This is a genomic window from Pseudomonas putida, from assembly GCF_050989985.1.
In the GTDB taxonomy this organism is placed as follows: Bacteria; Pseudomonadota; Gammaproteobacteria; order Pseudomonadales; family Pseudomonadaceae; genus Aquipseudomonas; species Aquipseudomonas putida_AI.
On sequence record NZ_CP158815.1, the window covers coordinates 3,060,406 to 3,080,519 of the forward strand.

A 20,114-nucleotide genomic window follows, 5' to 3' on the forward strand; every position below is an offset into this window, starting at 1 on the left:
AGACGATTCAGTCAGTTTTGGTATACGCAGGCGTAGGAAAGTTTTCTATAGGCAAGCTCTGCCGGTTTGCCCGTCTGATCATCGATGTACTGCATTTTTGCCGTGACCACTTCGCAATCCAGGGTGTCGGGCTCGGTCAGGGCGATGACCTTGCCCACGTGCAGCGGCATGCCGTAGTGGTAGGTGGGTATGGCCGAGGAGGAGTCAGTGTCGCCGGCCTGGGCCATGGCGGCGAACGGAGTACAGACGAGGGCGGCGGAAAGGAGCAGGGCGTGCGAGTTCATGAGACATTCTCCAGTGCAGGCATAAGTGGGTTCGACATGGGGGTCGAACCTGCCGCACTGGTCAACAGAGCGATGGCATCAGAAAGCACTGAGGGCGTGCGGTCCATCCATCATTTAAGGTCACGATTAAACATTCGTTAAGCCAGCAGCGTGCCACCTGTCGCATTTGCCACTACCGTCCGGCGGAGAAAACCCTACTAAAGTCGTCTCCAGTGCAAACGCATGCTCTGCGATCATTGCCGCTCACCCCGCGTTTTTACTTCCCCGGCCCCTCACAGGTTCGGTGGAAGGCTATTTCTGGCTGCGTTTGCGCAGGCCTATGCAGCATTGTTGGAGTTCTCATGCGTCCCCCTTTTAGCTTGATCACCGCGCGCCAGTCATTGGGCTTCGGCGCTGTAGTCCTGTGCGCCGGTTTTGCCGGATCGATCCAGGCCAGCGGTTTTATCGATGACAGCAAGGCGAACCTCGAATCGCGCACCATCTACTTCAATCGCGATTTTCGTGACGGGCACACCTCCAACGAACAAGGCGCCTCCAAGCGCGAGGAATCTGCTCAGGGTTTCATTCTCAACCTGCAATCGGGCTACACCGAAGGCACAGTGGGTTTCGGTGTCGATGCACTGGGTATGCTCGGCATCAAGCTCGACTCCAGCCCCGACAGCAGCAACAGCGGCCTGTTGCCTTCCAGCGGCAGCAACCCCCGTGGCTCGGTGGACGAGTACAGCAAACTGGGGCTGACGGCCAAGGTCCGGGTTTCGCAAAGCGTGTTGAAGTACGGCGCGCTGCTGCCGGATGTGCCGTTGCTCAAATACAACGACGGACGTTTGCTGCCGACCATGTTCAACGGCGCGATGCTCACTTCCAAAGAGGTCAAGGACCTGACCTTCATGGCCGCGCGCCTGGACAAGTACACCGCCCGGGACTCCACCGATGCCCAGGACATCCGCGTGCACTGCAAGAACAAGCGCTACGCCTGCAACATCACCGCCGATCATTTCGACATGTACGGCTTTGACTACAAGATCAATGACCGCCTGACCGCGCAGTATCACTACGCGGAACTGGAGGACATTTACCGTCAGCATTTCGTGGGCCTGCTGGGCAACCAGCCGCTGGGTGGCGGAGTACTCAAGGCGGACCTGCGCTTGCTCAAGAGTGCCGACAGCGGCGCGGCCAATGCCGGTTCCATCAACAACCGTGCCTTGAGCGGCATGCTTGCCTACGCCATCAGCGGCCATACCTTCAGTGCCGGCTGGCAGCGCATGAACGGCGACAACTCGATGCCGTACCTGGATGGCACCAATCCGTATCTGGTCAATTACGTCCAGGTCAACGACTTCGCCGCCGCCCAGGAACGCTCCTGGCAGTTGCGCTACGACTACGACTTCAAGACCATCGGCCTTAACGGCCTGACCTTCCTGACCCGTTATGTGAATGGCGATCACATCAAGGTGCCGGGTAGCGACCAGGAAGGTAAAGAGTGGGAACGCGACAGCGAACTCAAGTACGTGGTGCAAAGCGGCACGTTCAAGGATGTCAGCCTGCGGCTGCGCAATGCGACGTACCGCACCAACTATGAGCAGTTTGCCCGGGATGTGGATGAGACGCGGTTGATCGTCAGCTACAACTTTTCGATTCTGTAGCGCCTGAAAAATTGCCATCGCGAGCAGGCTCGCTCCTACAGGATTTCCCGTCGCTCACAAACCTTGTGTTCAACCAGATCTTCTGTGGGAGCGAGCCTGCTCGCGATAGGGCCGTTACATTCAGCGAAGATCCAACTGCTGCCGATACGGCAAGTCCGGCCCGGTCTTGCCGCAGGTCAGCGCAGCGGCACGCACCGCAAACCGAACCATGTCGTCGATCTGCCCGCGACCGAGCTGTCGAACACCCTCCACCGAATCCAGATGCTGCTCGGTCAACCAGGCAATCAATGCCGCCTGGAAGGTATCGCCCGCGCCCACGGTGTCGGCTATCTGCACGGGCTGCGCCGGTACCGACCAGGTGCCATGGCTGCGGCTGAACACCGTGGCGCCGTCGCCGCCCCGGGTCAGGAAGACCACCTGGCAGCGGTGCTGCAGCCAGCCTTCGATGACCTGCGCAGGGTCCTGCTCGGGATACAGCAGGTTCAAATCCTCATCGCTGACCTTGATCAGATCGGCATGTGTTACCAGCTCGCCAATACGCGAGCGCCACAGTTCGATATCCGGTTGCGGATTGAGCCGCACGTTCGGGTCGAGGCTGATCAGGCGCTTGCCGCTTTCTCGCCGGGCCAACGCCAGCAAGGTATCGGCGATCGGTTGCACCACCAGCGAAAACGAGCCGATATGCACGCCACGTACCTCAGGCCCCAACTCCGGCAGGTGCTGCGGTAGCAGTTGTCGATCCGCGCAACCTTCGCCACGGAAGCTGTAATGCGGCGAGCCATTGGCACCGAGTGCAACCATCGCCAGGGTGGTCGGTGCCGCGAAGTCCAGCAGGTAGTCGGTGCGCACGCCTTCCTCCTGCAACACTTGCAGCAGACGCCGGCCCAGATAGTCGGTAGACAAGCCGGCGAACAGCGCAACGTCCACGCCCAGCCGGCGCAGGCCCACAGCGACGTTGAACGGCGAGCCGCCAGCAATGGCCTTGAAATTCACTTTTGAAGCCAGGCCGCTGGCGTCGTTTTCACTGAAAAAATCGAACAGCGCTTCGCCACACACCAGATACATATTGATTCACTCTCTAAAGGGTTGCGACATGCTGTCGGTAGCGTTCATAGGCCTGCTGCGCGGCCGCCACGTTCTCGGCGATCGGCAGGGTTTCGCAGGTTTCGTCGAGTTTGACGCAGCGCTCGCACAGCACCTGCAGGCTTTGTTCATGCCCGTTCGCCCGGGACGTGCACCACGCCGCCTGAATGGCCGCGCCCAGTGCCGCGGCTTCACTCTGTTCGGTGCAGATGACAGGGGTGTCCATGATGTCGGCGACGATCTGCCGCCACACCGGGCTCTTGGAGCCGCCACCGATCAGGCAGATGCGCAGGCTTTGTAAGCCATTGTGACGTAGCAGGTCCAGTCCGTAGCGCAAACCGAAGGTCGTGCCTTCGACCACGGCACGACACAGGTTGGCCCGGGTCAGGTTGCCCATGGTCAGGCCGTGGAGGCTGCCGGTGGCGTGGGGCAGGGCGGGGACGCGCTCGCCGTTGAAGAACGGCAACAGGCTGACGCCGTCGCAGCCGATGGGCGCCCGGGCGACCAGCTCGTTGAAACAGTCGAGGTCCAGGTCGAGCAGTTCGCGAATCACCCCGGTGGCGTTGGTCAGGTTCATGGTGCAGATCAGCGGTAGCCAGCCGCCAGTGGATGAGCAGAAGGTTGCGACGGCCGCATCCGCGCTGACCTTCGGCGAGTCGGAGTAGGCGTATACCGTACCGGACGAACCCAGGCTCATGGTGATCGCGCCGGGCTGAATGTTGCCGGTGCCGATGGCGCCCATCATGTTGTCGCCACCGCCACAGGACACCAGCGCCCGGGGGTTGATGCCCAGCTGCGCGGCGATATCCGGCAGTACCGTGCCGACCGCCTCGTGGGCGTCGATCAGTTGCGGCAATGCCGCTTGCAGTCGCCCGCTGGGGTCGATGTCGCGCAGCAACTGCAGATCCCATTGACGGCTGCGTACATTGAAGTAGCCGGTGCCCGAGGCGTCGCCGTACTCGCTGCAACTGCGACCGGTGAGCCAGAAGTTCAGGTAATCGTGGGGCAGCAGGACGTGGGCGATGCGGGCGAAAATGTCCGGGTGCTGTTCCTTGGTCCACAGCAATTTGGACAGGGTGTAGCCCGGTGCGATCACCACGCCCAGGCGTTCAAGCGAGCCCTTCTCGCCGCCCAGATGGTGCAGCAGCCGATCGTTCTGCCCGGTGGTTTCGGTATCGCACCAGAGCTTGGCCGGGCGCAGGACCTGGCCCTGATCGTCGAGCAGCACCAGGCCGTGCTGCTGGCCGGAGACGCCGACGCCGAGGACGTCCTGGCCGTCGACACCGGCCGCCAGCAAGGCGCGGCGGGCGGCGAGAGTAAACGCATCCAGCCATTGCGCGGTGTCCTGCTCGCGCCGGCCGTTGGCGCCGCTGATCAGCTTGTGCGCGGCAGCACCCTGGCCCAGGACCTGACCGCTTTGCGCATCAAGAATCAGGGCCTTTGTGCCTTGGGTGCCGCAGTCGATGCCCAGGAATAATTGTTGGGTTGCCATGGTGGATCCTTGGTGTGTCAGGTCGATCTCGGTGAGGCCTATCGCGAGCAGGCTCGCTCCCACATTGGTTTAGCGTCGTACGTAAAATCCCCTGTGGGAGCGAGCCTGCTCGCGAAGACGGTAGTCCATTCACCGCCGTACTTATGCCAGTATCCGTTCCAGAGTCCGCGTCACACCCACCTTGCGCAAGCTGTCGCAACACCACTCAAACGCCGCGACAAACTCCGCCGAGCGCGGTATCGCCGTGCCAAATATCTCCTCGACCGCCAGCAAGCGCTGGGTGATCAAGGCATCATCGGCCACCAGTGCCTGGCAGAACGTCGCCCGTGGATCGGGGATCGTGTAGGTTTCGCCATTCTCATCCACGCCCTTCAGATACAGCGCCCACGCCGCCACCACCAACGCTGCGCGCCGGGTTTCGCGGCCATCGGCGATCAGGCGATTGATGGTCGGAATGGTGAACTTGGGAAACTTCGACGAACCATCCGAACAGACGCGCTCCAGCTGGTCGGCAATCGCCTGGTTGGAAAAGCGTTCGACCAGGGTGTTTTTGTAGTCGGTCAGGTCGATGCCGGGAACCGCCGCCAGCTGCGGGGTGACGTCCAGGTCCATGTAGGCGCGCATGTAGCGCACGAACAGCGGGTCATTCATGGTTTCGTGGACGAAACGGTAGCCCTTGAGAAACCCCAGGTAAGTCAGGGCCAGGTGGCTGCCGTTGAGCAACTTGATTTTCATCTCTTCGTAGGGCGTGACGTCGTCGGTGAACTGCACGCCGACCTTTTCCCAGGCCGGACGGCCATTGACGAATTTGTCTTCCAGCACCCATTGCACGAAAGGCTCGCAAACCACCGGCCAGGCATCGTCGACGCCGTGCTGGTCGGCCAGTTGCAGGCGGTGTTCGGTGCTGGTCATCGGCGTGATGCGGTCGACCATGGCATTGGGGAAACTGACGTTGGCCTCGATCCAGTCGCGCAAATCGCCGTCGCGCAACGCGGCGAAGGCGAGCAAGGCCTTGCGGGTGACGGCGCCGTTGTGCGGCAGGTTATCGCAGGACATCAGGGTGAAGGCCGGCGTGCCCGCGGCCCGGCGCTTGACCAGCGCGGCGCAGAGGAAGCCGAACACGGTCTTCGGTGCGGCCGGGTTGGCCAGGTCATGCTGAATCTGTGGCAGGTGGGCCATGAACTCGCCGTTGCTGTCGTCGATGCAGTAGCCGCCTTCGGTAATGGTCAGCGAAACGATGCGGATCTGCGGATCGGCGAGTTTGTCGATCAGCGCCTGCGCATCGTCCTCGGCCAGCAGCATGTCGCGAATCGAGCCGATGACCCGCACTTCGGTGTCGTCGTTGTCCCCCAGTTCGAACAGGGTGAACAGGCAGTCCTGTCCTTGCAGGTCATCCCGGGCACGACGGTCCTCGGCGCGCAGGCCGACGCCGCAGATGGCCCAGTCCAGGCCTTCGCCCAGGTTCATCAGCGCGTCGGTGTAATACGCCTGGTGGGCGCGATGGAAGCCGCCGACGCCGATATGCGCGATGCCCTGGCGGGTGTCGCTCAAGCTGTAGGAGGGCAGGACCACCTCGGGAGCGAGGCGGTTGAGGTTTTGTTTGTTGAGTTTCATACAGGCTCTCTGAAGTCAGGCGGCAACGCGCAGTGGGCGGGCCATAGCCAGGCCGTTGGCATCGAACAAATGGCAGTGCGCGGCATCCAGGTGCAGGCTCAGGGTTTCGCCGTAGCGGCTGGCCAGATCACCCCGCACGCGCAGGGTCAGGGCCTCGCCGGACGCCGTGCGCACGTGGCAGAAGGTGTCGCTGCCCAGGCGTTCGCTGACGTCGGCGGTGACCTGCAAGGTGCAGTCGCCGGGCTTGGCCAGTTCCAGATGTTCCGGGCGAATCCCCAGGGTCACTGCGCTGCCGACGCTCAGGCTGGCGCCGCTCAAAGGCAAGGTGATGCGGGTGCCGGCACCCAGCACCACCTCGCAGCCCTGACTGTCGACGCGACTGACGCTGCCTTTGAGAAAGCCCATTTTCGGTGTGCCGAGAAAGCCGGCGACGAACAGGTTGGCGGGGTGGTGGTACAGATCCAGTGGTGAGCCGACCTGTTCGATTTTGCCGCCATTGAGCACCACCACCTTGTCGGCCATGGTCATGGCCTCGACCTGATCGTGGGTCACGTAGATCATCGTTGCTTGCAGCTCTTTGTGCAGGCGCAACAACTCCAGGCGCATCTGCACCCGCAGCGCGGCGTCGAGGTTGGAGAGCGGCTCGTCGAACAGGAAGATTTTCGGGTTGCGCACGATGGCCCGGCCGATGGCCACGCGCTGGCGCTGGCCGCCTGACAGTTGCTTGGGCTTGCGTTCCAGCATCGGCCCCAGCTCCAGAATGCGCGCCGCCTCAGAGACTTTCTTCTCCACTTCGGCCTTGGGCACACCCGCCAGGTCAAGGGCGAACGACATGTTCTTGCGCACGCTCATGTGCGGGTACAGGGCGTAGGTCTGGAACACCATCGCCAAGTCGCGCTTGGCCGGGCTGACTTCGGTGATGTCGCGGCCATCGAGTTCGATGGTGCCGCCGCTGACTTCTTCCAGGCCCGCGATCAGGCGCAGCAGGGTGGATTTGCCACAGCCCGACGGACCGACGAACACCACGAACTCGCGGTCGTTCACGTCCAGGTCGATGCCCTTGATGATGGAAAAGCCTTCGAAGCCTTTTTGCAGATTCTTGATTTTCAGGTTGGCCATGGTGATGGGCCTCCACATTTATTTATTCAGTTGAGCCTGACTGGCTTCTTTGTGGGAGCGAGCCTGCTCGCGATTGCGGTGTGTCAGGCGCATCAACATTGGCTGACACGCCCTCATCGCGAGCAGGCTCGCTCCCACAGGGGATTGCAGATAGGCAGGTCATTTCACGGCGCCAAACGACAAACCGCGCACCAGCTGCTTCTGGCTGATCCAGCCGAAGATCAGGATCGGCGCGCAGGCCAGGGTCGAGACCGCCGACAACTTGGCCCAGAACAACCCTTCGGGGCTCGAGTACGAGGCGATCAGCGCGGTCAGCGGCGCGGCTTTGGACGAGGTGAGGTTCAGCGACCAGAACGCTTCGTTCCAGCACAGGATCAGTGACAGCAGAACGGTGGAAGCCAGGCCGCCCTTGGCGATCGGCAGCAGCACCCGGAGCATTTCCTGGGCCAGGGTGGCGCCGTCCAGGCGCGCGGCTTCGAGGATGTCCCTGGGGATGTCCTTGAAGTAGGTGTAAACCATCCAGACCACGATCGGCAGGTTGATCAGGGTGTAGATCACGATCAGAGCGATGCGCGTATCCAGCAGGCCGAAACTCTTGGCCAAGAGGTAGATCGGCATCAGCACGCCCACCGGCGGCAGCATCTTGGTGGACAGCATCCACAGCAGCGTGCCCTTGGTGCGTTGGGTTTCGTAGAAGGCCATGGAGTACGCCGCCGGCACGGCGATCAGCAGGCACAGGGCCGTGGCGCTGAAGGAAATCACCACCGAGTTCCAGGCGAAACTTGCGTAATCGCTGCGCTCGTTAATGTGCAGGTAGTTCTCCAGGGTCGGGGTGAAGATGAACTGCGGCGGTGTGGCGAAGGCGTCGATCTCGGTCTTGAAGCTGGTCAGCACCATCCAGAAAATCGGGAAGAAGATCAGGATGGCGATGGCCCAGGCCAGGGTGCCCAGCAGCAGGCTTTGCAGGCGACGGGATTGTTGTAGGGTCATGACGCGGGCCTCAGGCTTTGTCTGTCAGGTTTTTGCCGATCATCCGCACCAGGATGATGGCCGCGATGTTGGCAATCACTACCGCAATCAAACCGCCCGCCGAGGCCATGCCGACGTCGAACTGCACCAGCGCCTGGTTGTAGATCAGGTAGGCGAGGTTGGTCGAGGCGTAGCCGGGGCCGCCGTTGGTGGTGGTGAAGATTTCGGCGAACACCGAGAGCAGGAAGATGGTTTCGATCATCACCACCACCGCAATCGGCCGCGCCAGATGCGGCAGGGTCAGGTGCCAGAAAATCGCGATGGGCCCGGCACCGTCCAGGCGCGCGGCTTCCTTCTGTTCCTGGTCGAGGGACTGCATGGCGGTCATCAGGATCAGGATCGCGAAGGGCAGCCATTGCCAAGAGACAATGATGATGATCGACAGCAGCGGGTAGTGCGCCAGCCAATCCACCGGTTGAGCGCCGAACAGCTTCCAGACCCAGGCGAGAATCCCCGACACCGGGTGGAAAATCAGGTTCTTCCAGATCAGCGCGCCGACGGTGGGCATGATGAAGAACGGCGAGATCAGCATGACCCGCACGATGCCGCGACCGAGAAAGTCAGTGGCCTCCAGCAGCGCGCTGATCAACACCCCCAGCACCACACTGATCAGCAGCACGCTGCCCACCAGCAACAGGGTGTTGGTAGCGCCGGACAGGAAGCCTGCGTCGGTGAGGAAGTAGGTGAAGTTCTCCAGCCCCACGAATTCGTTTTCGCCGGGGTAGAGCAGGTTGTAGCGGATCATCGAAAAATAGACGGTCATGCCCAGCGGCACGATCATCCACAGCAGCAGCAACGCCACCGAAGGGCTGACCAGAAACCAGCCAGGGTTGGCCACCCGGTTTTTGCGCAGCGGCTGGGGGATTTCCATGTGGGCTTTGGCGGTTGAAGTATTCATGGCGTTTAAACCTGGTCGTACAGACCTGAAGAGATCAACTGTAGGAGCGAGCCTGCTCGCGATGGCGGTGTGTCAGATACATCAGTGTTGGCTGACACTCCGCCATCGCGAGCAGGCTCGCTCCCACAGGGGAGGAAGTGGTGGTTACTTGGGATAACCCGCGCGCTTCATCTCGCGTTCAGTGGTTTGCTGGGCCGCGGCCAGGGCCTGGTCGACCGTGGTCTGGCCGATCAAGGCCGCCGAGAACAGCTTGCCGACCTGGGTGCCCACCGCCTGGAACTCGGGGATGGTCACCAGCTGGATGCCGATGTACGGCACAGGCCTCGCGCCGGGTTTGCTCGGGTCTGCGGCCTTGAGCGACTCCAGTGTGACCTTGGCAAACGGCGCGGCGCTCATATACGCCTCGCTGTAGGTCGAGGCCCGGGTGCCTGGCGGTACATTGGCGATGCCGTCGGTCTTGGCGACCAGAGCGCCGTATTCCTTCGAGGTAGCCCAGGCGCTGAAGGTTTTCGCGGCGTCCTTGGCCTTGGAACTGGTCGGGATGGCCAGGGCCCAGGAATACAACCAGGCCGAGCCTTTGTCGGTGGTCTCATGGGGCGCGAAGGTGAAGCCGACGTGGTCGCTGACCTTGCTCTGGGTCTTGTCGGTGACGAACGACCCGGCCACGCTGGCGTCGACCCAGATCGCGCACTTGCCGCTGTTGAACAGGGCGAGGTTTTCGTTGAAGCCGTTACTCGATGCGCCCGGCGGGCCGGATTTTTTCATGGTGTCGACGTAGAAGTTCAGCGCGTTTTTCCACTCGGGGCCGTTGAATTCCGGCTGCCATTTTTCATCGAACCAGCGTGCGCCAAAGGCATTGGCGACGGTGGTGATCAGCGCCATGTTCTCGCCCCAGCCGGCCTTGCCGCGCAGGCAGATGCCGTACTGTTCCTTTTCCTTGTTGGTGAGTTTTTCAGCGAACTCGCCGATCTGGGTCCAGGTCGGACGCTCAGGCATGGTCAGGCCGGCGTCCTTGAACAGGTCGGTGCGGTAATAGGTGATGGAGCTTTCGGCATAGAACGGCAGGGCATACAGCGAACCCTTGACTGACAGGCCTTCGCGAACCGAGGGGAATACATCGTCGAGATCATAACTGGCGGGCAGATCCTTCATCGGCTCCAGCCAACCCTTGGCCCCCCAGAGTGCCGCTTCGTACATGCCGATGGTCAGCACATCGAACTGTCCGCCCTGGGTCGCGATATCCGTGGTCAGGCGCTGACGCAACACGTTTTCTTCCAGCACCACCCAATTGAGCTTGATGTCCGGGTGCTCGGCCTCGAAGGTTTTCGAGAGCTTTTGCATGCGAATCATGTCGCTGTTGTTGACGGTGGCGATGGTCAGGGTCTGGGCGCCGAGGCTGACGCTGCTGAGGGTCATGCAGGTGAGGGCTAGCAGAGCTTTTACAGAAGGTTGCATCGAGCACTCCTTTTCTGCACCCGAGGGGCTGCAGAAGGACAGTTATTGTTTTTGTGTCTTCCGGTCCAGGAAGAATCTGTGCTGATTACAACGTTCAATCGAGGGCGAAACAAATCATCCGTCGCACTTCAATCGATACTTTTTTGCACTGGGGTTTTTGATGGGAAACGCAGGGAAGGGGTTTTCAGCGAAAAGGCGGTATCTGATCCGTACAGGTTTTTTGGCAACACAGCCCCACTGTGGGAGCGAGCCTGCTCGCGATGAGGGAGTGCCAGCCAACACTGATGTATCTGATACACCGCAATCGCGAGCAGGCTCGCTCCCACATTGGATCTCCTACAGGCGGGCGGGTGTTAGGCCAGGTTCTGTTCGGTCAACCGCTGCACCACCAACCGCCGATAGTGGGTCGGCGTCATGCCCTTGAGCTGCTGGAAGCGCCGATTGAAATTGGAAATGTTGTTGAACCCCGACTCAAAGCACACATCGGTCACCGGCTTGTCGCCGTCGGCCAGCAACTCGCAGGACTTGCTGATACGCAGGCGATTGACGAACTCGATGAAGTTACGCCCCGTGGCCTGCTTGAAGACCCGGCTGAAGTAGGTCGGCTTCATGCCCAGGTGCTCGGCGACTTCCTCCAGCGTCAGGTCCCGGGCGTAGTGGGCGAAGATGTAATCCACTGCCCGGTTGGTGCGGTCGATGTTGTGCTCGTCCGCCAGCTGCGGCGTGGTCGCACCGGACAGCAATTGGTAGTCCTCAGAGGCCGCCAGCAACTCCAGCAGTATGAAAAAGTGCCCCAGGCGAGTCACACCCGTGGTATCGGCTATGAGCTGCATCAGGTCCACGGCCTTGCGGATGGTGTGCTTGCAGCGAAATTCGATGCCGTACTGCGCACGTTCGAGTAGAGGCGCCAGGGTCTTGAGTTCGGCAAACACCTGATAGCCGCTGTCGAACAACTCGTCGGTGAAGTTGACCAGCATGTCGCGCTTTTCCACCACCTCGTCCTCGGCCACCTGGCTGATCCAGTTGTGAGGCAGGTTGGGACCGGTGAGGAACAGGGTTTCGGGGTAGAAGTTGCCGATGTAGTCGCCGATGAACACCTTGCCTGAGCTGGCGACGATCAGGTGCAGTTCGTATTCCTTGTGGAAATGCCAGCGCACCAGCGGGCAGGGGAAGCCATGCTGGCGATAGATGATGGACAACCCGTTGTGGTCGTCCATCAGCTCGTAGGAAGGGTCGGTGACGCGGGCGGTACGGTTCATATCGGCACGCTTTTCTTGTTATCGCAGCCGATCATGCCATAGGCCGCATCCCTGTAGGAGCGAGCTTGCTCGCGATGGACGTCAATGAAGACGCTGGAAACCTGACACCCCTCGGCGCTCTCAGGTTCATCGCGAGCAAGCTCGCTCCTACAGGCGGTTCTTCGCCTCGATCCATTGCGCCATGTATTGCGTGCTCTTGTGCTGGTGATGGCGCAGCATGCTGCCGGTGAAGTTATCGCGCCTGATCGCCGGCAAGTTTTGCAGGCACTGCTCGATCCGAGCGACCAGCGCCGGGCCGTGAACATCCTGCCGGTACCGCTTGGCCAGCAACTGCAGGCCCTGGGCCTGGGCTTCAAGCCAGCGGCTTTTGTCCTGATGCAGCTGCACGGCCTGCTCGGCGAATTCCCGAGCCGTGCGGGTAATCGCCCCCGGCCAGGGCTCATCGCCATGCATCGCTTCGGCACCCACGGGCGTGGTGACATTCGGCGTGCCGCAGAGCATCGCATCGACAATCTTGCCCTTGACCCCCGCACCAAATCGTAGCGGCGCCATGCACACCCGTGCCGCAGACATGACTTGCAGCGCGTCTTCGGCCCAGTTCATCACATGAAAGCCTTGCGCCGGATTGTGCAGCGCCGTGGCCTTGGGCGGTGTGTAAGCGCCATAGATGTGCAATTGAGCGCCGGGCAGGCGTTCGCGGATCAGCGGCCAGATCGTGGTTTTCAACCACAGCACCGCATCCCAGTTGGGGGCGTGGCGGAAGTTGCCGATATGCAGAAAGTGCGCACGGTCTTCGAAGGCTGCCGGCGGGGCATCCGGAAGATCAACCATCAATGGGCACCAGTGCAGCAGCTGCCGGGGCAGCTTGAACTGCTCGACCAGCAACTCGATTTCCACTTCGGAAATCATCAGGTTCAGGTCGCAACGATAAATCGCCGCGATTTCCCTTTGAGCCAGATCGGTGTCGGCCATGAACTCGAACTCTTCGCGCAACGCCGGGGCGAACAGTTCGCTGAAATCATTGGCGTCATCACTGGCCTTCAAGCGCTGCTTGAGTCGCTGGTGTCGGGCGTCGCGCAGGCTTTGCAGGTCGGAGGTCTCAAGCACACGCAGCGCATTGGGGCAGTGTTTTTCCACGCGCCAGCCGAATTGTTCTTCCATCATGAAGCGATCGAACAACACCACATCCGGCGCCAGTTCGCTGATGAAGGTATCGAAACTGCTGTTGTTCAACTCGATCGGCACTTCGTCAATGCCCAGTGCACCCAGATCCGCGCGGTGTTCGCCGGAACGTGCGGGGCTGCTGAAAGTGACGGTCCAGTCCCGGGCCAGGAATGATTCGAGGATTTGCATCATGTGCCCGCCAGCAGCGGAGGAGCGGGGCTCGGGCCAGACGTAACCAATGACCAGGACGCTGGTTTTGCGGGGGTGACTCATGAACGGTAATTCCTTGACGCAGACAAAGGCAGGGCGGACGGGACTGGACAGAAACAGTGCAGGGGTCAGTTGCCAAGAATACCCTTGACCTTGTCCCGCAACTGATCGATGGAGAACGGTTTGCCGATCAGGTACATGCCTTGCGGCACCTCGATGCTTTCGGCGTAGCCGCTGGCGAACAGGATCGGCAGCGTCGGGCGCAGGGTACGTGCCTCGTTGGCCAGTTCCCGGCCATCCATGATCGGCAGGCCGACATCGGTCATCATCAGGTCGATGTGCTGGTTGAGGTCCTTGATAATGTGCAGGGCCTGCTCACTGCCATCGGCTTCCAGCACATTGAACTCCAGTTCATCGAGCACATCGACAATCAGCATGCGCACGATGGAATCGTCTTCGACGACCAGGATAGTGGGGGCGGTGGCGGACATAGTGAGCTTTCTCGAAATGGATGGGCAGTCGTCGGTCAATCGAAATCACCGACCCTATTGCATGAGTAAGTGGCGGCTCCCGACAAGTTCCCTGCACGCTATAAAAAGAATAGTGGAAAGGATAACCGCTCCTTCGCCACGAGAGCAGACGAATGTAGGACTTTGCCCATAGCTACGTGAGAAAAATGGATCCATTTGCCCGTTTTGGGGCAAACTCCTTGTTTTTCACCCGTTCAACAAGGCCTGAATATGACCACTGTGTCTTCGGTTGACGAGCAGCGATTCCGTAAAATCCTGAGCCGCAACATCAGCCTGCCCTTGGGCGTCGGCGTCATCAGCGCGGTTTTTTTCGTGTCGCTGATTACCTACCTGCTATCGACGATCCAGTGGGTCGAGCACACGGACCGGGTGATCAATAACGCCAATGAGGCGGTCAAGTTGACGGTCGACCTGGAAACCGGGATGCGCGGTTATCTGCTCAGTGGCGACGAAAAGTTTCTCGAACCCTATGAAACGGCCAAACCGAGAATAGCGGTGGTGCTCAAGACCCTGCTCGAACTGACCGCCGACAACCCCGCCCAGACCGATCGCCTGCACCGCTTGCAGTCACTGCAGCAGGAGTGGGCCGAATATGCGCAAACGATGATCAATTTGCAGCGCAGCAGCGGTGACTACCGCAGTGCGGTGCGGGCGGGGAAGGGCAAGCGCCTGACCGACGAGATCCGCAAGCAGTTCGAAGACGTCATCGACATGGAGCAACAGCTGCGCGCCTCGCGTAACGAGGATGTGCGCCGCACCACGGTCTGGAGCATTGGCCTGTATCTGGTGTTCATCGCCGCCATCAGCGGCTTGCTGGCTTACATTGGCCGTCGCGATTTGCTCAATCTGTCGCAGCAGTACGGGGCCAACCTGGCCAGGCAGCAGGCCAGCGCCGATCGACTGGAGCGCCAGGCATGGCTGCGCAGTGGGCAGACTGAGCTGGCCGAGCAAATGCTGGGGCAACTGTCCCTGAACCTGCTTGGGCGCAATATCCTGCAGTTTTGTGCGAAGTACCTGGGTAGCGCAGTGGCGGCCATTTATGTGCGTGAGGAGCACGGTGGTCTCAAGCGCGTGGCGGCGTATGGCATGTCCCGCGAGCAGGAAGAACGTGAACAACAGATTTACAGCGACGAAGGCATTGTCGGCCAGGTGGCGCAGCAGGCGCGGATGATTCGCCTGGATGACGTGCCGGGCGACTACTTCAAGGTCAGCTCAGGCCTCGGCGAAGGTCTTCCGCGCAGCGTGCTGGTGGTGCCGACCAGCGACGACGACCGGGTCAACGGGGTCATCGAACTGGGTTTCCTGCGCCCGCTGGACGACCGCGACATCGAGTTGCTGGAACTGATTGCCGGCAGCATTGGCACCTCCATCGAAGCGGCGCGCTATCGCCAGCGCTTGCAGGAAGTGCTGGCCGAAACCCAGCAACTCAACGAAGAGTTGCAGGTCCAGCAGGAAGAGCTGAAGACCGCCAACGAAGAGCTCGAAGAACAGTCGCGGATTCTCAAGGAGTCCCAGGCGCATCTGGAAACCCAGCAAGTCGAGCTGGAACAGAGCAACGAGCAACTGGCCGAACAGGCCGAGATCCTGGCCGAGCAGCGCGACGCCATGGACCTGAAAAACACCGAACTCAACCAGGCCCAGGCCCAGCTCGAAGAGCGCGCCGAAGAGTTGCAGCGCTCGAGCAAATACAAGTCCGAGTTCCTGGCCAACATGTCCCACGAGCTGCGCACGCCGTTGAACAGTTCGCTGATCCTGGCCAAGTTGCTCGCGGAAAACCCTCAGGGCAACCTCAGCGACGAACAGGTCACGTTTGCCGAGTCGATCTACTCCGCCGGCAATGACCTGCTCAACCTGATCAACGACATTCTCGATATTTCCAAGGTCGAGGCCGGCAAGCTGGAAATCCGCCCGGAGAACACCAACGTGGAGCGTCTGGTGGACGGCTTGCGCGGTTTGTTCCAGCCCCTGGCGACGGACAAGCAGTTGCAATTCAACGTCGAGTTGCAGGAAGGCTCGCCGGCCATGATCTTCACCGATCGCCAGCGCCTGGAGCAGGTGATCAAGAACCTGCTGTCCAACGCGGTGAAATTCACCGAGAAGGGCAGTGTCAGCCTGAGCGTGGCCAGCGCGCCGAACCAGGGCATTGCCTTCATCGTCCGCGATTCCGGCATAGGCATCGCCGACGAGCAGCAGGAAAGCATTTTCGAGGCGTTCCGCCAGGCCGACGGCACCACCAATCGCCGATATGGCGGCACAGGGCTGGGCCTGTCGATTTCCCGCGATCTGGCGGCCTTGCTCGGCGGTACCATCAGTGTCTCCAGCGCGCCGGGGCAGGGCAGCGTGTTCACCCTGGTGTTGCCGCAACAGTACGTTGAACCCGGCGATGCCTCATTTGAACCGATGCAGGCGCCATTGAAGGCGCCGGCTCCGAGCGTCACTGCTGCGCCCTTGCAGCCCTTGGTCGCCGATGCCGACATTCCGCGATTCAACGATGACCGCGCCAAGGCGCCTTTCAGCACTCGTTGCATTCTGGTGGTGGAAGACGAGCCGAACTTCGCCCACATCCTTTATGACCTGGCCCACGAACTGGGTTACCAGTGCCTGGTGGCCCACGGCGCCGATGAAGGCTACGACCTGGCCCGGCAATTCGTTCCCGATGCCATCCTGCTGGACATGCGCCTGCCGGACCATTCCGGCCTGACCGTGTTGCAGCGCCTGAAGGAACACGCTGAAACCCGGCACATTCCGGTACACGTGATTTCCGTCGAGGACCGGGTGGAAGCGGCGATGCACATGGGTGCCATCGGTTATGCCCTCAAGCCGACCACCCGCGAAGAACTCAAGGACGTGTTCGTGCGCCTGGAAGCGAAACTGACCCAGAAGGTCAAGCGCGTGCTACTGGTTGAGGACGATGATTTGCAGCGCGACAGTATTTCCCGGCTGATCGGCGACGATGACATCGAAATCACCGCTGTCGGTTTCGCCCAGGAGGCGCTGGACCTGCTGCGCGCGACGAGTTTCGACTGCATGATCATCGACCTCAAGCTGCCGGACATGCTCGGCGGCGATCTGCTCAAGCGTATGTCGACCGAGGACATCTGCTCGTTCCCGCCGGTCATCGTTTATACCGGACGCAACCTGACCCGGGATGAAGAGGCTGAACTGCGCAAATATTCCCGCTCGATCATCATCAAGGGCGCGCGCTCGCCGGAGCGCCTGCTCGATGAAGTGACACTCTTTCTGCACAAAGTCGAATCCCGGCTGTCCCATGAAAGGCAGACGATGCTCAAGACCGCCCGCAGCCGCGACAAGGTGTTCGAGGGGCGCAAGGTGCTGCTGGTGGACGACGATGTGCGCAACATCTTTGCCCTGACCAGTGCGCTGGAGCAAAAGGGCGCGGTGGTGGTGATTGGCCGTAACGGTCGCGAGGCGATCGACCGCTTGAAGGAAGTCGAGGATATCGACCTGGTGCTGATGGACGTGATGATGCCGGAGATGGACGGCTATGAGGCCACCATGGAAATCCGCAAGGACCCGCGCTGGCGCAAGCTGCCGATCATTGCGGTGACGGCCAAGGCCATGAAGGACGATCAGGAGCGCTGCCTGCAGGCGGGCGCCAACGATTACCTGGCCAAGCCCATCGACCTGGATCGGCTGTTTTCCCTGATTCGTGTGTGGTTACCGAAAATGGAACGTATTTAAGTGGAACGCCATCATTACGGGGAGCGAAACAGCGAAATCGAATTGCGCTTGCTGATCGAGGCGATCTACCTCAAGTACAGCTACGACTTTCGCGATTATTCCGGCGCGTCGATCAAGCGCCGGGTGACCCACGCGTTGAGCCAGTTCGAGTGCGGCACGATTTCGGCGCTTCAGGAAAAGGTCCTGCATGATCCGGCCGCGTTCATGCAGTTGCTGCAGTTGCTGACGATTCCGGTCAGCGAGATGTTCCGCGATCCGTCGCACTTCCTGGCGATCCGCAAGGAAGTGGTGCCGCTGCTCAAGACCTATCCGTCGATCAAGGTCTGGATTGCCGGTTGCAGCACCGGCGAAGAGGTCTATTCGATGGCGATTCTGCTGCGTGAGGAAGGCCTGCTCGACCGCACCATCATCTACGCCACGGACATCAATCCGCGCTCGCTGGAGAAGGCCAAGCAAGGGATTTTCTCGATGGAGAATGTCCGCGCCTACACTGCTAATTACCAGCAGGCAGGTGGCCAGCGTTCGTTCGCCGACTACTACACGGCGGCCTACGGCTACGCGATTTTCGACAAGTCGCTGTGTGAGAACGTGACCTTTGCCGACCACAGCCTGGCGACCGATAGCGTATTCTCAGAAACACAATTAATTTCATGCCGCAATGTATTGATTTACTTCAATAAAAGTCTTCAGGATCGTGCGTTTGGCTTGTTTCACGAATCCCTGTGTCATCGTGGTTTCCTGGTATTGGGTAGCAAGGAAACCCCGGATTTTTCGGCCTTCGGCAACCAGTTCGAGCCGTTGGTCAAACAAGAACGGATCTACCGCAAATCATGAACGGTGTAACGGGTTTACCGGCAATAGAAGCCATTGTGATCGGCGCCTCGGCCGGGGGCGTGGAAGCGCTGCTGAGCATTCTCGGCGAGCTGCGTGAAGGCTTTGCGTTGCCGATCATCGTGGTCCTGCACCTGCCCAACGAGCGGCGCAGCCAGTTGACCGAAGTGTTCGCCCGGCGGGTGGCCCTGCCGGTGCGCGAAGCCTGTGACAAAACCACGATTGAAGCCGGGACCCTGTATTTCGCCTCACCCGGTTATCACCTGTCGGTGGAACTGGACCGCAGCTTTTCCCTGAGCCTGGAGGAGCGCGTGCACTATTCGCGGCCCGCTATCGACTACCTGTTCGAATCGGCCGCCGACGCCTACGGCCCGAGCCTGGCCGCTGTGTTGCTGACCGGCGCCAATCGCGATGGTGCCCAGGGCCTGGCGCAGGTCAAGCGCCATGGCGGGCTGACCATCGTGCAGGACCCGGACGAAGCCCAGGTCGCGACCATGCCCCAGGCGGCGCTGGATATTCATCAGCCCGACCACATTCTCCCTATCCGCGGCATCGGCCGTCTGCTTGTCGAGCTGGAACGAATCGCATGCTAAGTAATATCCAGGCCAAACTGCTGATCGTCGACGATCTGCCGGAGAATCTGTTGGCACTTGAAGCGCTGATCAAGCGCGAAGATCGCATCGTCTATAAGGCGCAGTCGGCCGACGAGGCGCTGTCACTGTTGCTGCAACACGAATTCGCCATGGCCATCCTCGACGTGCAGATGCCCGGCATGAACGGCTTCGAGCTGGCCGAGCTGATGCGCGGCACGGAAAAGACCCGCAGCATTCCGATCGTGTTTGTCAGTGCCGCGGGGCGCGAGCTCAACTACGCATTCAAGGGCTATGAAAGCGGCGCCGTGGACTTCCTGCACAAGCCGCTGGACATCCACGCGGTCAAGAGCAAGGTCAATGTGTTCGTCGAGCTGTACCGCCAGAGCAAGGCCATGAAGCAACAGGTCGAAGCGCTGGAGCAAAGCCGCCGCGAGCAGGAAGCGCTGCTGGTGCAGTTGCAGAGCACGCAGCTTGAGCTGCAGCAGGCCGTGCGCATGCGCGATGACTTCATGTCCATCGTTGCCCACGAAGTGCGCACGCCGCTCAACGGCCTGATCCTGGAAACCCAGTTGCGCAAGATGCATCTGGCCCGGGATAACGCCGCCGCGTTCACCCTGGACAAAATGCGCACCATGGTCGACCGCGACGAGCGGCAGATCAAAAGCCTGATTCGTCTGATCGAAGACATGCTCGATGTGTCGCGCATTCGCACCGGCAAGTTGTCGATCCGCCCCAGTTGTTTCGACCTGACGGTGCTGGTGCGCACGTTGCTTCAGAGTTTCGCCCAGCAGATCGAGGCCGCCGAAGCCTCGGTTTCCCTGGAGGCCGAGCAACCGGTAGTCGGCAACTGGGATGAATTTCGCATTGAACAGGTGATTTCCAACCTGCTGACCAACGCCTTGCGCTACGGTGCCAAGAGCCCGATCCAGGTGAAGGTGTACAGTGAGGACGGCGAGGCCCGGGTGGAAGTGCGGGATTTCGGGATCGGCATCAGTGAAGAAAACCAGCAACGGATTTTCCAGCAGTTCGAGCGGGTGTCGGTCAAACACGCCGTCGCCGGACTGGGCCTGGGATTGTTTATTTCCGAACAGATTGTGACCGCCCATGGCGGCACAATTACCGTCGAAAGCCGGATTGGCGAAGGCGCCCTGTTTCGCGTTTGTCTGCCGCTGTAGGAAAACAGCCGGATCAACGCAACCTCTGAGCGA

At 60.8% G+C, this 20,114-nt stretch carries 16 protein-coding genes; 5 read left to right on the plus strand and 11 right to left on the minus strand.

Going from position 1 to position 20,114, the window contains the following annotated elements; all coding sequences use genetic code 11:
* Window positions 1–11 precede the first annotated feature (11 nt).
* Complete coding sequence (locus ABTV29_RS14245) at window positions 12–284, minus strand: DUF2790 domain-containing protein (RefSeq protein WP_433771234.1); 273 nt, start codon at window positions 282–284, stop codon at window positions 12–14.
* A gap of 341 nt (window positions 285–625) precedes the next feature.
* Here ABTV29_RS14245 and ABTV29_RS14250 point away from each other — a divergent pair, with 341 nt between their 5' ends.
* Window positions 626–1,927 carry an OprD family porin gene (locus tag ABTV29_RS14250; RefSeq protein WP_433771235.1) on the plus strand — a complete coding sequence of 434 codons (1,302 nt, stop codon included), beginning with the start codon at window positions 626–628 and terminating at the stop codon, window positions 1,925–1,927.
* A 120-nt stretch (window positions 1,928–2,047) separates the two neighbouring features.
* On the opposite strand, the gene ABTV29_RS14255 is transcribed toward ABTV29_RS14250, so the two are convergent.
* From ABTV29_RS14255 to ABTV29_RS14300, 10 genes are all read right to left on the minus strand, one after another.
* Window positions 2,048–2,992: a carbohydrate kinase family protein gene (locus ABTV29_RS14255; protein WP_433771237.1), complete on the minus strand. Its 945-nt coding sequence runs from the start codon at window positions 2,990–2,992 to the stop codon at window positions 2,048–2,050.
* 13 nt (window positions 2,993–3,005) lie between these two features.
* Window positions 3,006–4,502, minus strand: a complete 1,497-nt coding sequence (xylB, locus tag ABTV29_RS14260; RefSeq protein ID WP_433771238.1) for a xylulokinase — start codon at window positions 4,500–4,502, stop codon at window positions 3,006–3,008.
* A 141-nt stretch (window positions 4,503–4,643) separates the two neighbouring features.
* The gene (locus ABTV29_RS14265) at window positions 4,644–6,116 is read right to left on the minus strand and encodes a mannitol dehydrogenase family protein (RefSeq protein WP_433771240.1); all 1,473 of its coding nucleotides are present in this window, start codon (window positions 6,114–6,116) and stop codon (window positions 4,644–4,646) included.
* Window positions 6,117–6,131: 15 nt separating this feature from the next.
* Entirely contained in the window at window positions 6,132–7,235 is a 1,104-nt protein-coding gene (locus ABTV29_RS14270) for an ABC transporter ATP-binding protein (RefSeq protein ID WP_433771242.1), read from the minus strand.
* Between the two features lie 159 nt (window positions 7,236–7,394).
* Window positions 7,395–8,225, minus strand: coding sequence for a carbohydrate ABC transporter permease (locus tag ABTV29_RS14275; RefSeq protein WP_433771244.1), 831 nt, complete (start codon window positions 8,223–8,225; stop codon window positions 7,395–7,397).
* A 10-nt stretch (window positions 8,226–8,235) separates the two neighbouring features.
* The gene (locus ABTV29_RS14280; protein ID WP_433771875.1) at window positions 8,236–9,135 is read right to left on the minus strand and encodes a carbohydrate ABC transporter permease; all 900 of its coding nucleotides are present in this window, start codon (window positions 9,133–9,135) and stop codon (window positions 8,236–8,238) included.
* 171 nt (window positions 9,136–9,306) lie between these two features.
* Complete coding sequence (locus ABTV29_RS14285) at window positions 9,307–10,617, minus strand: ABC transporter substrate-binding protein (RefSeq protein ID WP_433771246.1); 1,311 nt, start codon at window positions 10,615–10,617, stop codon at window positions 9,307–9,309.
* Window positions 10,618–10,970: 353 nt separating this feature from the next.
* Window positions 10,971–11,876, minus strand: a complete 906-nt coding sequence (locus ABTV29_RS14290) for an AraC family transcriptional regulator (RefSeq protein WP_433771248.1) — start codon at window positions 11,874–11,876, stop codon at window positions 10,971–10,973.
* Window positions 11,877–12,023: 147 nt separating this feature from the next.
* The gene (locus tag ABTV29_RS14295; RefSeq protein WP_433771250.1) at window positions 12,024–13,313 is read right to left on the minus strand and encodes a glycosyltransferase; all 1,290 of its coding nucleotides are present in this window, start codon (window positions 13,311–13,313) and stop codon (window positions 12,024–12,026) included.
* Window positions 13,314–13,378: 65 nt separating this feature from the next.
* Complete coding sequence (locus ABTV29_RS14300) at window positions 13,379–13,741, minus strand: response regulator (RefSeq protein WP_433771252.1); 363 nt, start codon at window positions 13,739–13,741, stop codon at window positions 13,379–13,381.
* A 249-nt stretch (window positions 13,742–13,990) separates the two neighbouring features.
* Here ABTV29_RS14300 and ABTV29_RS14305 point away from each other — a divergent pair, with 249 nt between their 5' ends.
* Genes ABTV29_RS14305 through ABTV29_RS14320 form a run of 4 tightly spaced genes read left to right on the plus strand, consistent with a single transcriptional unit; the run spans window position 13,991 to window position 20,081 of the window.
* A complete protein-coding gene (locus tag ABTV29_RS14305) occupies window positions 13,991–17,482 on the plus strand; it encodes a response regulator (RefSeq protein ID WP_433771254.1) in 3,492 nt (1,163 codons plus the stop codon).
* Window positions 17,483–18,316 carry a CheR family methyltransferase gene (locus ABTV29_RS14310; protein WP_433771256.1) on the plus strand — a complete coding sequence of 278 codons (834 nt, stop codon included), beginning with the start codon at window positions 17,483–17,485 and terminating at the stop codon, window positions 18,314–18,316.
* Complete coding sequence (locus tag ABTV29_RS14315; RefSeq protein ID WP_433771258.1) at window positions 18,313–18,906, plus strand: chemotaxis protein CheB; 594 nt, start codon at window positions 18,313–18,315, stop codon at window positions 18,904–18,906. Before ABTV29_RS14310 ends, ABTV29_RS14315 begins: the two co-directional genes overlap by 4 nt.
* Window positions 18,900–20,081: a hybrid sensor histidine kinase/response regulator gene (locus ABTV29_RS14320; protein WP_433771259.1), complete on the plus strand. Its 1,182-nt coding sequence runs from the start codon at window positions 18,900–18,902 to the stop codon at window positions 20,079–20,081. Before ABTV29_RS14315 ends, ABTV29_RS14320 begins: the two co-directional genes overlap by 7 nt.
* The last annotated feature ends 33 nt before the right edge of the window (window positions 20,082–20,114 follow it).